The sequence below is a fragment of the Cryobacterium sp. Y62 genome (assembly GCF_002929785.1).
Lineage (GTDB): Bacteria > Actinomycetota > Actinomycetes > Actinomycetales > Microbacteriaceae > Cryobacterium.
The window spans coordinates 23,728-38,880 of record NZ_PJJK01000114.1; the positions used below are offsets into that span (position 1 = coordinate 23,728).

The 15,153-nt window shown below is 60.5% G+C and carries 15 protein-coding genes; 11 read left to right on the forward strand and 4 right to left on the reverse strand.

All coding sequences use genetic code 11. The features are described from left to right. Positions 1-21: 21 nt before the first annotated feature. From CXY71_RS13665 to CXY71_RS13700, 8 genes are all read left to right on the forward strand, one after another. Positions 22-498: a TRAP transporter small permease gene (locus CXY71_RS13665; protein WP_158253097.1), complete on the forward strand. Its 477-nt coding sequence runs from the start codon at positions 22-24 to the stop codon at positions 496-498. An 11-nt stretch (positions 499-509) separates the two neighbouring features. Beyond that, positions 510-1,775, forward strand: coding sequence for a TRAP transporter large permease (locus tag CXY71_RS13670; protein ID WP_233204640.1), 1,266 nt, complete (start codon positions 510-512; stop codon positions 1,773-1,775). Positions 1,776-1,794: 19 nt separating this feature from the next. Continuing rightward, positions 1,795-3,123 carry an enolase C-terminal domain-like protein gene (locus CXY71_RS13675; protein ID WP_104136334.1) on the forward strand — a complete coding sequence of 443 codons (1,329 nt, stop codon included), beginning with the start codon at positions 1,795-1,797 and terminating at the stop codon, positions 3,121-3,123. A gap of 8 nt (positions 3,124-3,131) precedes the next feature. Next, positions 3,132-4,589, forward strand: coding sequence for an aldehyde dehydrogenase (NADP(+)) (locus tag CXY71_RS13680; RefSeq protein WP_104136541.1), 1,458 nt, complete (start codon positions 3,132-3,134; stop codon positions 4,587-4,589). Further along, positions 4,586-5,764 (forward strand): fumarylacetoacetate hydrolase family protein, encoded by a 1,179-nt coding sequence (locus tag CXY71_RS13685; protein WP_104136340.1) that lies wholly within the window; start codon positions 4,586-4,588, stop codon positions 5,762-5,764. Before CXY71_RS13680 ends, CXY71_RS13685 begins: the two co-directional genes overlap by 4 nt. Next, positions 5,761-6,621, forward strand: a complete 861-nt coding sequence (locus CXY71_RS13690; RefSeq protein ID WP_104136343.1) for a fumarylacetoacetate hydrolase family protein — start codon at positions 5,761-5,763, stop codon at positions 6,619-6,621. Before CXY71_RS13685 ends, CXY71_RS13690 begins: the two co-directional genes overlap by 4 nt. A 26-nt stretch (positions 6,622-6,647) precedes the next feature. Next, entirely contained in the window at positions 6,648-7,403 is a 756-nt protein-coding gene (locus CXY71_RS13695; protein ID WP_104136346.1) for an SDR family NAD(P)-dependent oxidoreductase, read from the forward strand. Between the two features lie 98 nt (positions 7,404-7,501). Further along, positions 7,502-7,792, forward strand: coding sequence for a hypothetical protein (locus tag CXY71_RS13700; RefSeq protein WP_104136349.1), 291 nt, complete (start codon positions 7,502-7,504; stop codon positions 7,790-7,792). A gap of 357 nt (positions 7,793-8,149) precedes the next feature. Here CXY71_RS13700 and CXY71_RS13705 read toward each other — a convergent pair whose 3' ends face one another. Continuing rightward, on the reverse strand, positions 8,150-8,932 hold the full coding sequence (locus CXY71_RS13705) for a DeoR/GlpR family DNA-binding transcription regulator (protein ID WP_104136351.1): 783 nt from the start codon (positions 8,930-8,932) through the stop codon (positions 8,150-8,152). Between the two features lie 113 nt (positions 8,933-9,045). Between CXY71_RS13705 and CXY71_RS13710 the strand changes: the two genes are divergently transcribed. Genes CXY71_RS13710 through CXY71_RS13720 form a run of 3 tightly spaced genes read left to right on the forward strand, consistent with a single transcriptional unit; the run spans position 9,046 to position 12,470 of the window. Further along, a complete protein-coding gene (locus tag CXY71_RS13710; RefSeq protein ID WP_146072828.1) occupies positions 9,046-9,858 on the forward strand; it encodes a BtpA/SgcQ family protein in 813 nt (270 codons plus the stop codon). Next, positions 9,859-11,400 carry an FGGY-family carbohydrate kinase gene (locus CXY71_RS13715; protein WP_104136352.1) on the forward strand — a complete coding sequence of 514 codons (1,542 nt, stop codon included), beginning with the start codon at positions 9,859-9,861 and terminating at the stop codon, positions 11,398-11,400. It abuts the gene before it with no gap. Then, positions 11,397-12,470: an aminopeptidase gene (locus CXY71_RS13720; RefSeq protein ID WP_104136353.1), complete on the forward strand. Its 1,074-nt coding sequence runs from the start codon at positions 11,397-11,399 to the stop codon at positions 12,468-12,470. The genes CXY71_RS13715 and CXY71_RS13720 overlap by 4 nt, the downstream gene beginning before the upstream one ends. On the opposite strand, the gene CXY71_RS13725 is transcribed toward CXY71_RS13720, so the two are convergent. Genes CXY71_RS13725 through CXY71_RS13735 form a run of 3 tightly spaced genes read right to left on the reverse strand, consistent with a single transcriptional unit; the run spans position 12,467 to position 15,069 of the window. Further along, the gene (locus CXY71_RS13725) at positions 12,467-13,075 is read right to left on the reverse strand and encodes a DAK2 domain-containing protein (protein ID WP_104136354.1); all 609 of its coding nucleotides are present in this window, start codon (positions 13,073-13,075) and stop codon (positions 12,467-12,469) included. The genes CXY71_RS13720 and CXY71_RS13725 overlap by 4 nt on opposite strands. Before the next feature lie 3 nt (positions 13,076-13,078). Next, positions 13,079-14,080, reverse strand: a complete 1,002-nt coding sequence (locus CXY71_RS13730; protein WP_104136355.1) for a dihydroxyacetone kinase subunit DhaK — start codon at positions 14,078-14,080, stop codon at positions 13,079-13,081. Then, the gene (locus tag CXY71_RS13735) at positions 14,077-15,069 is read right to left on the reverse strand and encodes an ABC transporter permease (protein ID WP_104136356.1); all 993 of its coding nucleotides are present in this window, start codon (positions 15,067-15,069) and stop codon (positions 14,077-14,079) included. Before CXY71_RS13735 ends, CXY71_RS13730 begins: the two co-directional genes overlap by 4 nt. Positions 15,070-15,153: the final 84 nt, after the last annotated feature.

Sequence of the window (15,153 nt, forward strand, 5' to 3'; positions counted from 1 at the left end):
CTGTTGGCTGCAGGACTCCTAGTGCTCATCTTGGTGCTCATTCTGACCCAAGTGATCAGTCGTTTTGTGTTCTCTGCTCCGTTCACGTGGACGGAAGAGCTTGCGCGTTTCGCGCTGGTGTGGCTGACCTTTATTTCGGCTGGATTCGTTATGGCCAGACGACTGCACGTCACGGTCGATTTGATCGCAGCGAAGCTGTCGGGGATCGCTGCGAAGGCCGTGAATTGCTTCTCGATCGGGGTCGTGCTCGCCGTGTCAGCTTCGATGGCCGTCGCCGGTGCACAGTTCGCATTTTCAGCCGCCAAATTGAATGCGCCGGCCACCCAGATTCCGATGAGCGTTGTCTATGCTTCTGCGGTTGTCGGCTTTGGGCTGATCTTTCTCCACGGTGTGCTCAACACCTACGTGGATGTTAGGCACCCCGATCAGGCACCTGTCATTGTGGCAAACCTCGAAGACGTCACCGGCACGGATATCCCCGAAGGGCCACACTCGTGATACTCCTATTCATGCTCGGAGGACTTCTGGTCCTGCTCGCCCTGCGAGTACCTGTCGCAATCTCGCTTCTGGTGCCATCGCTCGTCTATGTACTCCTCGACCCGACCGCGTCGTTGGGGATCGCTGTTCAGAGAACGGTTTCCGGAGTTAACAATTTTGCGATTCTCGCGGTGCCCCTGTTCATCCTGCTCGGAAACCTGGCGAACATCTCAGGGTTGTCGGATCGGCTCTACACCACCGCTATCGCCTTCCTCGGGCACATTCGCGGAAGCCTGGGGTACGTAAATATCGCCACGAGCTTCGGGTTCTCATGGATGAGTGGTGCGGCCATCGCGGATGCCGCAGCCATGGGCAAGATTCAAGTTCCGGCGATGAAGAAACGGGGCTATAGCGAGGAATTTAGCCTCGGGATCACAGGCGCTTCGTCGATGATCGCGCCGATGATCCCGCCCAGTATCCCGGCTATCATCTACGCGGTTACGGCCGGTGTCTCCGTCGGGGCACTATTCATGGCCGGGATCCTCCCGGCGTTGGTGTTGATCGCCTGCTTGTGCGTAATGGTGTGGTGGCTCATGCGAAAGCAGAGACACCTTGTGTTGCCAAGAACAGGTTGGGCGGCGCGCGGCCGTTCCTTGCTCGGTTCACTCCCGGCCTTGGGAGCAGCCGTGATCATTCTCGGTGGAATTCTCAGTGGCGTGTTCACCCCCACGGAGGCGGCCGGCGTCGGAGTACTGTACATCTTCGTTATCGCGCTGATCTACGGCTCCCTGACCTGGCGAAAGGTGTACCGGATCCTGCTGGGATCCGTGGAGACGACGGGCTCGGTGTTGCTCATCGTTGCCGCGGCTGCGCTGTTCGGTTGGGTTCTTGCCCGAGAGCAAGCGCCACAGCTTGCGGCGGAATTCATTCTGAATTTCACATCAAGCCCGATCGTATTTCTCATTCTGGTCAACGTGTTGTTGCTGATCATTGGCGCGGTTCTCGAACCCACCGCTGCAATTCTCATCCTGGTGCCCGTCTTGGGCCCCGTTGCCGAGACCTTCGGCATCAGCCCCGTGCATTTCGGAGTTGTAGTGATCTTCAATCTTCTGATCGGACTCCTTACACCGCCGGTCGGGCTGGTCCTCTTCGTCTTGTCCAGTGTGACCAATGTGCCGGTCACTCGGGTCATCAAGGGAGTTGTGCCGTTTTTCATCCCAATGTTGGCAACTCTCGTCGTCATCACTTTTGTACCCGCGCTCAGCATGTGGCTACCGGCCGTGCTGGGCTTCACCTAAATCAGATTGAGAGTTTTCCATGTCCAAGATCACTTCAGTTCGCACGCAGGACGTGCGCTTTCCCACTTCACTCGAGTTGGACGGCTCGGACGCCGTCAACGTTGACCCCGACTATTCATCCGCTTACGTGGTCATCTCGACCGACAGCGGTGAGACCGGTCACGGATTCGTGTTCACCTGTGGCCGCGGCAACGAGATAGTCACCGCCGCCATCCGGTCATATGGCCAGCTCCTCGTCGGCCGCAACATCGACGAGCTCATAGGAGACCTCGGAGAAGCCTCCCGACGGCTCGTGCACGATTCCCAGATGCGGTGGCTCGGCCCAGAAAAGGGAGTCTCGCACATGGCCTGCGGGGCGCTGACCAACGCCTTGTGGGATCTCCGCGCCAAGCGAGAAAAGAAGCCGCTTTGGCTCCTCCTGAGCGAAATGCCGGTCGAAGAGGTCGTGAGCGTCGTTGACTTCACTCATATCCAGAACGCATTGACTCCGAGCGATGCTCTCGACCTTCTGAGTCGTGGCGCGAGTGGAAAGGAAGCCCGTATTGCCCAGCTTCAGCTGGATGGTTTCCCCGCTTACACGACAACCCCAGGGTGGTTGGGCTACAGCGATGAGAAGCTTGTGCGACTGAGCCGACAGGCCGTGGCGGACGGCTTCGGGATGATCAAACTCAAGGTCGGTGGCAACCTCGCCGACGACAGGCGCCGTATGCGCCTGGCGCGGGAAGCAGTGGGTAGTCAAGTCAAAATTTCTATCGATGCAAACCAACGCTGGGAAGCGCAAGAGGCGATCGACTGGGTCAACGAACTGGCAGAATTCGACCCCTGGTGGATCGAGGAGCCCACGAGCACTGATGACATCCTCGGGCATGCCCAGATTCGCCGTGGGGTGAAGCCTGTCAAGGTCGCCACGGGAGAAGCCGTCGCCAACCGCATTGTTTTCAAGCAATTGCTTCAGGCAGAAGCCATCGACGTGATTCAGATCGATTCAACACGAGTGGCTGGAGTGAACGAAAACGTGGCCAACCTGCTTTTGGCAGCAAAATTCGATATCCCGGTGTGTCCCCACGCCGGTGGCGTGGGCCTGTGTGAACTGGTACAACACTTCTCCTTCTTCGACTACGCAGCCGTCAGCGGAACGATGGACAACCGCATGATCGAGTTCGTGGACCACCTGCACGAGCATTTCACCGAGCCGGCCCGGGTGGAGAATGGCCGTTATCAGGCACCTCGGCTGCCGGGTACGAGTGCTGAGATGCATCCCGCATCTCGCGATCGCTGGGAGTTCCCGGCCGGTGCTGGGTGGCTGGAGATCACGCAGGGTGCAGCCGCCGGTAACGGGCAGTTTTGATCATCGCAATGAGTGCCGAACAGCAGATCGAGGCCGCCCATTCCGCTTTCACAGCGTCGCGAGACGTGACCCCGCACGTGAGAGCTTCCTGGTTGGAGGCAATAGCTGCGGCGTGTGAGGCTCACGCTGACGAGCTGGTGGCGCTGGCACAGGCGGAGACCCACTTGGCCGACAATCGCCTCGGGGGTGAACTTCGACGTACTGTCTTTCAGCTGCGACTGTACATTGCGGAAATCCTGGCCGGGGAGAACCTCGATGCCACTATCGACCATGTGGATGTTGCGTGGGGTATGGGACCACGGCCCGACATCCGACGGGTGAATATCCCGCTAGGCGTCGTGGGTGTATTCGGTGCGTCAAACTTTCCCTTTGCCTTCAGCGTGCTCGGCGGCGACACCGCATCGGCTCTCGCGGCCGGTTGCGCAGTCGTACACAAGATTCACGAAGGGCACGAGGAACTCGGGCGCCGCACGGGAGAGGTGGCCATCGAAGCGCTGCGAACTGCTGGCGCACCAGAGCACCTGCTCTCGACCGTCACTGGCCGCGACGCTGCGGAAGCCCTCGTCGATCATCCGCTGACCCGGGCTGTCGGCTTCACCGGCTCCACACGCGGCGGACGGGCACTACTCGATCGGATCGCCGCGCGTGATCGTCCCATCCCGTTCTACGGCGAGTTGGGCAGCATCAACCCGGTTTTTGCGACTGAACGGGCTTGGGCACTGCGTGGAGATGAGATTCTGACGGCTTATGCGCAGTCGTTCACCATGGGCATGGGCCAGTTTTGCACTAAGCCCGGGCTGTTATTCGCCCCAACCAACCGCGATCAGGTGGTTCGGGTGATGGGAATCCACGTCGCTCAGGGGCAGCGCACGCCCTTGTTGACCGCCAGACTCCGAGCGGGCTTTGATTCGGTCTTGGACGAGATGTGTGCCACCGAAGGTATTGAGGTGGTACTGGCGGGCGACTTCGCCGAATCACCCGCTCCGACCGTGCTCCTGACAACGGCAGAGGTCATCCGGGCCAACCCAGCAATATTGGAACGAGAAATGTTCGGACCGGCGACGCTGGTGATTCGCTATAAGCCCGGAGAGGACTTGGCCGCTCTGGCCACACTCCTTGACGGCCAGCTGACCGCAAGCGTGCAGGCGCAAGCCGAGGAGGATATCGACCCACTCCTGGCCGTCTTGCGGGAAAAAAGTGGGCGAGTGTTGTGGAATGAGTGGCCAACGGGCGTTACCGTCTCGTATGCGCAACACCATGGCGGACCTTATCCTGCAACAACCGCCGAGCGCACGACCTCGGTAGGACCGGCCGCGATCGCGCGGTTCATGCGGCCGGTCGCCTACCAGGGCTTTCCGTCGGTGCAGCTTCCTCCCTCGCTGCAAGACGAGAACCCGTGGCAAATCTCCCGCCGCGTCGATGGGCATTGGCAACGCCAAGATTCTGGCACAGAGAGCACATCATGAGCGAGGACGACAACCTCGGAATTTTGCCACTCGATGCAGATGATGCTCTCCTGGTTGGTCGGGTGTGGGATCCCCGTACGGGGGGACCACGTGTCGCTTCTGTGCGCGGCGGGCAGGTCTATGACCTGACCGATACGGTCAATACTGTGTCGGAGCTGATCGACAGAACGGATGTCGTCGACATCATCGGTTCCTGCGCCGGAAAACCTCGATGGCAACTATCCGACCTGGTGGCGGCATCCGTAGCCGAAGACCCGACTCGGCCTCATCTGCTTGCCCCGGTTGACCTGCAAGTCGTCAAGGCTTGTGGGGTGACCTTCGTTGAGAGCATGATTGAACGAGTCATTGAAGAGAAATGCGCTGGCGATCCCTCCCGTGCAGCCGAGGTGCGTGCGCTCGTCGTCGAGGCTTTGGGGGGTAATCTCGCGTCCTTGCGTCCGGGGACTGATGAGGCCGCTGCAACGAAGAAAATTTTGGTCGCGCAAGGAATGTGGTCGCAGTATCTCGAAGTAGGTATCGGCCCAGATCCGGAAGTGTTCACTAAGGCGCCCGTGCTCTCATCCGTCGGTTTTGGAGCGCGCGTTGGTATTCCAACGTTCTCCGCGTGGAGCAATCCAGAACCCGAACTTGTGCTCGTGGCCGACTCGCGGGGAGAGGTGCGGGGTGCCACCCTCGGCAACGATGTCAACCTTCGAGACGTGGAAGGGCGAAGCGCTCTGCTCTTGGGAATGGCGAAGGACAACAATGCATCAAGTGCGGTCGGCCCTTTCATTCGGCTCTTCGACAGTGCCTTTACCATTGACGCCCTGCGCACCGAAGAAATCACTCTCACTGTGTTGGGCGTCGAAGGCTACTCCCTGCGGGGACAAAACTCCGTGGCCCGCATCAGTCGGCCATTTGAAGAACTGGTCGCCGCGGCTCGTGGGTCGCACCATCAGTACCCTGACGGATTTGCCCTATTTACCGGAACCTTGTTCTCGCCCACTCAAGATCGAGGCGCGCCGGGGCTCGGTTTCACCCACGAGCTAGGCGACATCGTGACTATTCAGAGCGACCACCTCGGAAGCCTGCGCAACGTGACCGGCATCACAGAGGAGCTCCCTCCGTGGACCTTCGGAATCCGCGCTTTGTTCAGCTATCTGGCCAACCTGCTTCCGGTGAAGGAGAGAGTATGAAACTTATTCGGTATGGCGCCCTTGGAGCCGAGAAACCAGCCGTTCTCGGCACGGACGAGCACGGTGTCGAAATTGCGCACGACCTGACCGCGTTAACCGACGACGTCACCGGTGAATTTCTGGCAAACGGTGGGATCGAAATCGTGCGTCAGGCGCTCCGGGAGGGCAGTCTGCCTGTTATCGACCTAAGCGGGGAACGCCTGGGAGCACCGATCGCGCGCCCATCGGCAATTATCTGCATCGGAATGAATTATGCCGAGCATGCCGCCGAATCCGGGTCTGCGCCGCCCACGGTGCCGATCATCTTTCTCAAGACACCAAATACCGTGGCGGGGCCTGATGACGACACCCGCATTCCCCGCCACAGTTCCAAGACCGATTGGGAGGTCGAACTAGGCGTCGTCATCGGCCGGCGAGCGAGTTACCTCGACACCGTTGAGCAATCCGCCGACCACATCGCGGGCTATGTCACGGCCAATGATCTATCTGAGCGCACCTTTCAATTGGAGGATTCTGGCGGCCAATGGTCGAAAGGGAAATGCTCACCGGGTTTCTCTCCGCTCGGGCCTTGGCTGGTGCCGGCGGAGGAGGTGGATGCGAGTTCTCTGCGGCTGCGCAGCTGGGTCAATGGGCAAGCGCGGCAAGACTCCAACACCTCCGACATGATCTTCCCGGTCGACTACCTGATCTACCACCTCAGCCAATATCTCACTTTGGAACCGGGTGACGTCGTGCTGACCGGGACCCCGCGTGGCGTCGCTCTGTCCGGTAAATACCCCTATCTCAGTGGTGGAGATGTTGTGGAGATCGAAGTCGAGGGGTTAGGCAGGCAGCGCCAGACCTTCGTACACGTTTGACAAAAAGCACTGGACTGGAGAAATCGATGAAATCGGAATTGGATGGTTTGGTAGTGCTCGTTACGGGCGGTGCTTCGGGAATTGGCGCGGCCACAGCAAATCGCATGGCAGCGATGGGCGCCCAGGTTGTGGTGCTGGATCTGATGCCCGTCACGGCGGACGTGCCGCACGTAGTGGTCGAAGCGGATGTGTCTGACGACGAGTCTGTTCGGCGCGCTGTCGCTGCCGTCATCACGCGTTTCGGTCGACTGGACATCGTCGTCAACAACGCTGGGATCGGCGCGCAGGGGACCATCGCGGATAATTCTGAGGAAGAGTGGCACCGGGTGCTGGACATTAATGTTCTCGGGATTGTGCGTGTCACTCGCGCTGCCTTGCCTTACCTGCGCAAGTCGCCATCAGCCGCCATCGTCAATACGGCTTCGGTGGCAGCAACAGCCGGTCTGCAGAATCGCGCGCTTTACTCAGCATCTAAGGGTGCGGTGGTGGCGTTGACCCTGAGCATGGCAGCCGACCATCTCCACGAGGGCATTCGGGTCAACTGCGTCAATCCCGGTACCGCGGACACGCCTTGGGTTGAGCGCCTATTACAGACAGCAACAGACCCAGCCGCGGAACGCGCTGCCCTGGAAGCACGTCAACCCCATGGTCGGCTGGTGAAGCCCGAGGAAGTGGCAGCAGCCATCGCGTTTCTGGCATCCCCATCAGCCGGTTCGACGACCGGGACGGCGCTGGCCGTGGACGGGGGGATGCAGGGTTTACGGTTACGACCGGTGGTCTAAGCCGATTCTTCAAGCGAGATTCTGGGGCCGGTGACTTTGAGCGTCGTATTCTGTTGTGGAACGCCCACGATAAGGATCAGAGGCTGTTCGCGGGCACGATGCTGACCGGCGATTTGCCGGTGAGTGACGCATCCGCTGAAAGAATTGGGGTGTATTTCAATGATGCTACCGGCGCGAAGATGAACACTCATCTCGATACGCGCATCGACCTGGGCGAGGTGGCCTGTCGCAACGACGGGCGACCGTACTACGCGGTCGACCTGGCGCTGATGAACACGGCTCCGCTCGACGCGGACGTGTCGCTGAGGCGGAGCGGTTACCGGGCCGGGCGCGTTCGGAGTGGTGCAGGTCAACATCAAGACGATCATTCTGGCCTATGGACCGCCTGACTCACAGAATCTGGAAGTGACGCGCGGGAGCGAGACCATGCCGTAACATCCGGCGAGTGAAGCAGGGTATCCGGTGAGTCAGCTGGCGGTGGAATTGGCTCCGGGAGAGACCTCGACGACTCGGTTCTACTTCATTGGCGCGGATGCAAAGTATGGAGCGCTTGAAGTCATGCACACGCCCGTGCTGAACCTGCTTGAGTCCAAGCGTGTGGAAGTAGGGTACGAAGAGGTGGAGGGGTGACGGGCACCGGGGCCTGCCCATAGCAACGCAGCACCTTGTCGGCATTGCGCTCGGCGTGTGAGGTGCCGCCGACGTGGATGAGGCGCGGGAACATAGTGAGCTGGTGGTCGCCGAGCTTACGGCGCGGCTTTGACCACGACTACTTCGAGCCCCGCTGTGCGCAGTTGGGAAAGAATGTCTGGGTCGGCGTTGTCATCTGTAATGAGCACATCAATTTGGTTGAGATCAGCGACCAGCGCAAAGGTTTCGTTCCCCAGCTTCGACGAATCGGCCAGGGCGATCACCATGCGTGCCGAATCGATCAGAACGCGTTTGAGTTCAGCATCTTCCAGGTTGTAATCCGTTGCACCGGCGTCAGCGGTCAGCCCGCCCAGACCGATGAAAGCTTTGTCAACGCGCATGGTGCGGTAGTTCGCCACGGCAGAATTTCCCGTCATGTTGAGCTCGTCTGCGCGAACGACGCCCCCAGAGATGATGAGACGGATAGAGCGGTCGAGTGCGTGATGTGTGGCCACGGCCCAGGCGACGCGCAGATTCGAGGTCACGATCGTCAGATTGCTGCGGCCGACGAGCTCATCCACCATGGGCAACACCGTAGAGCCAACGTCGAGTGCAATTGCATCCCCATCGTTCACATAGAGTGCGGCCGCCGCCGCGATAGCCGTTTTCGTTTCCGTCGACTGTAGTGACCGAGAACGGTAGGTCGGTTCGAACGCTCGCCCCAGTGCGCGCACGGCGCCACCATGCACCCGTCGCAACGAGCCGGTGGATTCAAGCTCCAGGAGGTCGCGACGGGTTGTCATCTCAGAGACTTCGAGCAAACGCGCCAATTCCGACACTTCCACCCGCTCCGAGGCTTCGAGAATTTGCAGAATGCGTTGGTGGCGCTTGTTTTTCACGATCGGCCTTCCTGAACACGCGGAATCATGGTTATTCGAACATTTTCAGTGTATCATTCAACCAATACTTGTTCGATTTATCTCGATCCCTGACTGAAAGGTCTGTTGTCATTGTGACTTGGCTAGATGAGCTATTCCCTGTAAAGAAGCCTGTTATCGGCATGTGCCACCTGCAGGCGCTGCCCGGCGATCCTGGTTTTGACCAGGTTGGCGGCGTAGATCGCGTCATGGAACTGGCGTTGCGAGAGATCGAGGCCCTGCAGGCCGGTGGGGTCGACGGAATCCTCATCTCCAACGAGTTCAGCCTTCCGTATCTCACCAAGGTGGAACCCATCACGATCACAACCATGGCGCGCATTATCGGGCAACTTCGCGAACACATCACCGTGCCGTTCGGGGTGAATGTGCTCTGGGATGCCAACGCCTCGATCGATCTGGCGGTCGCCACTGGCGCGTCATTCGTGCGCGAGATTTTCACGGGAGTCTATGCATCCGACTTTGGCCTGTGGAACACCGACGTAGGCGCTACTGCTCGTCACCGCGTGGCTGTGGGCGGCGAGAACGTGCGCCTTCTGTTCAACATCGTTCCGGAGGCGGCGCGATACCTCGCCGACCGGTCGATTGCCTCGGTTGCCAAGTCCACCGTGTTCAACTGCCGTCCCGACGGTCTTTGCGTGTCCGGGCTCATCGCCGGCGCGGCGACCGACACGAGTGTGCTGCGCACGGTGAAGGACAACGCGGGCTCCACGCCCGTCGTTGTCAACACGGGCGTCAACGCCAACAACGTGGCCGAGCAACTGTCCATCGCCGACGCTGCCATCGTGGGAACCTACTTCAAGGTTGACGGGGTCTTTGAGAATGCCGTCGATACCGCGCGAGTGACCAAGCTCATGACCGAAGTACACGCACTGCGCCAAGGATTGTAAATGTCGGCGGCCGCAAACGGACTCTTTCTGGGCATCGATATCGGCACCTTTGAGACTAAGGGTGTATTGGTTGATTGTGCCGGCGTCGTCGTGGCGCAAGCGCGGCGCCCGCATACCCTGGCTACACCGGTTGCTGGCCATGCCGAGCACGATGCTGAAACGGTGTGGTGGCAGGCGCTGACTGAAATTGCTCAAGCGCTTATCACCGACCCCGCCGTGGCTGGCCGCGTCGACTGCGCCATTCGAGCGGTGGGCGTCAGCGCCATTGGGCCCTGTGTCCTGCCGATTGATGCGAACTTGAACCCGTTGCGACCGGCGATTCTCTACGGCGTTGACACCCGGGCAAGCGCTCAGATTGAGACGCTCACCGAGCGACTCGGTTCGCCCGCCATTCTCGCCCGAGCGGGCAATTCCCTCACCAGTCAGTCGGCCGGCCCCAAAATACTCTGGATAAAAGAAAACGAGCCGGCCGTGTACGATAGCGCCGCATACTTCGTGACCAGTCAGACATTTCTCGTTGCTCGACTGACCGGAGAAATCGTTATCGATCATGGAACGGCCGCCTATTTCCATCCGCTCTACGATTTGGCCAAGCAGGCGTGGAACGTCACCGGCTGTGAAGACTTCATCAGCGTTGAGCAGTTGCCGCGTCTGGCCTGGGCAACCGATATCGCGGGCCATGTCACCGATGCGGCCGCGGCTCAAACGGGTATTCCTGCCGGTACACCCGTGATCGTCGGCACAACAGATGCCCCGGCTGAAGCGGTGGGATCCTCCGTCGTGCACGCCGGAGACCTGATGCTCATGTACGGCTCGTCGACCTACATGATCGAAGTGCTCGACGAGCCGATCACGAGCGACGTGCTCTGGTCGGCGCCCTTCGTTTTTCCGGGCAGTTATGTGCTGGCTGCCGGCACGGCAACCGCCGGAACGCTCACCCACTGGCTGGGCGACGTGCTCGAACTGCAGCCGGGCGGGGAGTCACCGCAGCGCATGTTCTCTGCGCTGCTCCAACTGGCCAACGATTCTGAACCGGGTGCCCGGGGGCTGCTGTTTCTGCCGTATTTCAGCGGCGAACGAACCCCCATCCATGATGCGAACGCGCGCGGAATCATCGCGGGTCTCACCCTGAATCACACTCGAGCCGATATCGCTCGGGCCATGATGGAAGGGATCGGTCACTCGATTGCCGACGCGCTGAATGCATTTGTTCTGGCCGGCAAGCCACCAACACGCATTTATGCGGTCGGCGGTGGAACTAAGAATCCCTTGTTCCTGCAGACCGTGAGCGACCTGACGGACAGCTCGCAGATCGTCGTCGACACCGAAGGCGCTGCATTCGGCGATGCCGCTCTGGCAGCGTTCGGCACGGGTCATCTCACCAGTCGGGCTGAGATCGCGTCGTGGTGTCACACCGGGCGCACGGTAGTGGCGAATGTTGCCAATCAGGCGCAGTTGCGCGCCGACCACGACGACTTCCACCGCCTGTACGCCACAACCAAAGAACTCATCAACGCCCGCGCCACAAAGGAGACGGTATGAATTTGCAATGGGATGCATTGGCCGCGCAAATCGCGACCGGCACTGGGGTCGGTGAAGGCTCGAAAGTTAGCATCTTTTTGACCGACCCGCAGGGCACTCCGGCCGTTGACGCCTTCGTGCGGGAGGTCTATCGCCGCGGCGGCCTGCCCCAGGTGCTCCTAACCGACGAGCGGTTTGATCGCGCTGCGGTTGCTCACGCGTCGATGGAAACCCTCGCCGCACCCGCTGCGCTCGAGGTCGCGTCGATGGAGTGGGCCGACGTTCACGTGTCCTTTCGAGTCATGGCCGCTCCCGACCCGGTGCCGGTCGACGAGGAGCGCCTGGCCCTGCAGCGTAAAAGCAAGGGACACGTCTCGGAGCTGCGCTGGCAGAACACCCGCTGGGCCATCGTTCGGGTGCCGACACCCGAGTGGGCCACGCTCATCGGATGCAGCTATGACGAGCTGATGACACAATTCTTTGCGGGGTGCATTGACGACTGGCATGCCCAGCGGGAACGGTGGGAAGGTGTCGTCGACGTTTTGGACCAGACCGACAAAGTGCGCATCTTGACTCCGGATACGGATCTGCGCCTTCGAGTCGGCGGGCGAAAGTGGATCGTGTTTGCGGGGGAGGCCAACCTTCCCGACGGCGAAGTGGCCACCGCCCCACTCGATGACGGTGTCAATGGTCACATCACGTTTGCGGGCACATTCTGGTTCGCCGGCGCAGAGATCTGCAACCTGCGACTGACCTTTACCGATGGCCGGGTTACCGACATCGTCGCCACTCAGGGTGAAGGCCTGGCGCGCCGACTGTTGGCAACCGACGCGGGTGCCAACCGTGTCGGCGAGTTGGGGATCGGTACCAACGCGGCACTGCAGATTCTGACCGGCGATCTGTTCATCGACGAAAAGATTCTCGGTACCGTACACATCGCACTCGGACGCGCCTACCCGCAATGCGGTGGAACGAACGAATCAGCATTGCACTGGGACATCGTCAAAGATCTGCGGGCTCCGGGCTGCTATCTCTACGTGGGCGAGCTGGCTCTGATCAACGATGGCATCGTGCATCCGCTTCTGGCTTAGCGCGTTTTCCATTCCTGCAAGAACCTGAGAAAGGCTGTCGCGCCGGGGTCTGCCAGGCCGATGCTGCGCTCCTGGAGCCAGGCAGCCCGGCCGCGCCTCGATTGCACGCCCTTAGTGTCTTCGACACCCTTTTCAGCGGCTGCAATAGCCGCGCTGAGCGCGGTGTCGGTCGTCGGTGCGGTTCGGAGCGCGTCGATCGCCGGCATGAGGGCATCCAGGATGGTCTTGTCACCCCGTTGGGACTTGCCCCGGGTGCTGATGCTGTCTGCAGCCGCCTGGGCGAAGTCAATCGAGTCGGTGAGGTCGATCGTGGTCTTACCGGACCACACCTTGGACCCAGCCAGCAGCCCGCCCGCCACGAGGGCAGCCATGGTAGACGGGTTGGCATTAGCGAACGCCTTCGCGCAGGCTTTCGCCACCTCAGACGGTGACACGGAGTCGTCTAGCTGGCCGAGGGCATCGATGACAGCCTGAGAGCCGGATGAAACCGTAATTCCCAGATCGCCATCACCCAGGGCAGCATCGAGATCTCGCAATTCATCCGCGTGCGTCGAGAGGCGGGCCAGCCCGTCAGCGATGGCGGTCTTGAGTTCAGGGGTGTTCATGGATCAGGCCTCTCGAAAGAATGGTGAGCGGGCGGGAGCATTGAGCAACTCCAGCCGATCGTCATTCAGCTTCAGCACGGAAATGGACGCGCCAGCCATTTCCAGGCTGGTGGCATACTCGCCGATATACGACTTGGCGATGGTCAGGCCACGCTCGCTGGTCAGCTGGAAAATGCGCCGGTACAGAACGTAAAGTTCTTCCAGCGGCGTGGCGCCCATGCCGTTGACCAGCACCGCAATGCGGTCGCCCGACGCGATGTCGAGGTCATCGAGAATGGGGGTGAGCAACCGGGCCGCAATGAGATCAGCGCTCTCCAACGCACCGCGATGGATTCCAGGCTCGCCGTGAATGCCAATGCCCACTTCCATCTCACCGTCGGCCAGTTCAAAGGTCGGCTTTCCGGCACTCGGCAGGATCGTCGGCGATAGACCGATACCCATGGTTCCGGTGTGGTCAATGGCGTCTTGGGCGGCAGCAGCGACAGCGGCCAGGTCGTCGCCGCGTTCAGCAGCAGCGCCGGCGCACTTATACGCAAAGAGGATGCCTGCCACACCTCGACGGTCAGCCTTGCGTTCATGCGGCTGGCTGGCGACGTCGTCGGTGCCGAGCACCGAGAGTGTCTCGATGTCCTCCATCTCGGCCAGATCTGCTGCGAGTTCGAAGTTCAACACATCGCCGCCGTAATTCCCGAAGAGATACAGCACCCCGGCACCACCATCGACCGCCTGGGTTGCCTTCAAGACCTGCTCTGACGACGGTGAGGAGAAGACATTTCCGATGGCGACGCCGTCGCACAGTCCCATGCCGACGTATCCCTTGAACAGCGGGAGGTGGCCGGAACCGCCACCGGTGACGATTCCGACCTTGCCCGCAACGGGGGCGTCAGCACGCACCAGGACACGACGATCGTCACCCGGCGTTTTGAGCAGGGTAGGGTGCGCCAGCAAGATCCCCTCGACGAACTCATCGACGAAGTCGTCGGGATTGTTGATGATTTTTCTCATTGGTTTGAGTCCTTTGCCTGTAGCTGCACTTTTAATTTTCTCTGCTTGAGGACCGCGGATCGCTGGCGGTTGCGGGTGACCTGATCGATGACCATAACTCCGATCAGAATGACGCCCTGCGCGATCGCGTATTCGTAAGAGCTGAGGCGCACAATGTTGAATCCGCTCGATACGATCTGCAGGGTCAGTGTCGCCAGAACAACGCCGAGCACCGTTCCGAAGCCGCCGGTGGGGTTGGTACCGCCGAGAATTGCGATGACAATGACGAGCAATACGTAGGACGACCCGTAGTCGGCGCTCGCCGTGGGGTTACGGCTGATGATGAGTATGCCCGCCAGTGCGGCCAGCGCCCCGCTGATGAGGTAGGTGCTCATGAGGGTGCGCGTCGTGCGAATTCCCGAAAATTTTGCGGCTACCGGGTTAGCGCCCTGCAACAGAATCGTCGATCCCAATGCGGTCTTGTTGATGATCACGGCGATGATCACGGCGACGGCGATGAAGACCACGAAGAGCAGGGGAATGCCGGCGATGGCGCCCGTTCCCACAGTGTTGAGCATGGCCGGCGCGCCGTACAGCGTTTCGCCGCCGGTCCAGACGATTGCAATGCCGTTGAATATTTGCATTGTTCCCAGGGTCGCCAAGATCGGGGTGATTCCGACCTTGCTCACCAGAAGTCCGTTGATGAATCCGCCGAACAGCCCCACCACAAACCCGACCAAAACGATGACCGGGCCGAGGGAGTCCGCGAGGCCCTCGTCGGTGGCGGCGATGGTGGAATAGAGCGTGGAGATGGTGATCGTCGTGAGGTTGGCGATGGCCACGACCGACAGGTCGATGCCGCCCGTGAGCAGCGCTACCATGACCGCCAACGCCAATAAACCGATCTCGGGCGACGTGATTGCAATGTTTTGCAGGTTCAGCGGGTTCAGAAACACCTGCGGCGCGGCGATGGTGAAGATGACGAACGCGAGTAGCGTGAGCAAGATCATGCGTCCAACACCGTGAGAGACATGAAAACGTGCCAGAGAAGACGAGACGACGTTGTCTATTCGTTGATTGGTGCTCCGGGCTGT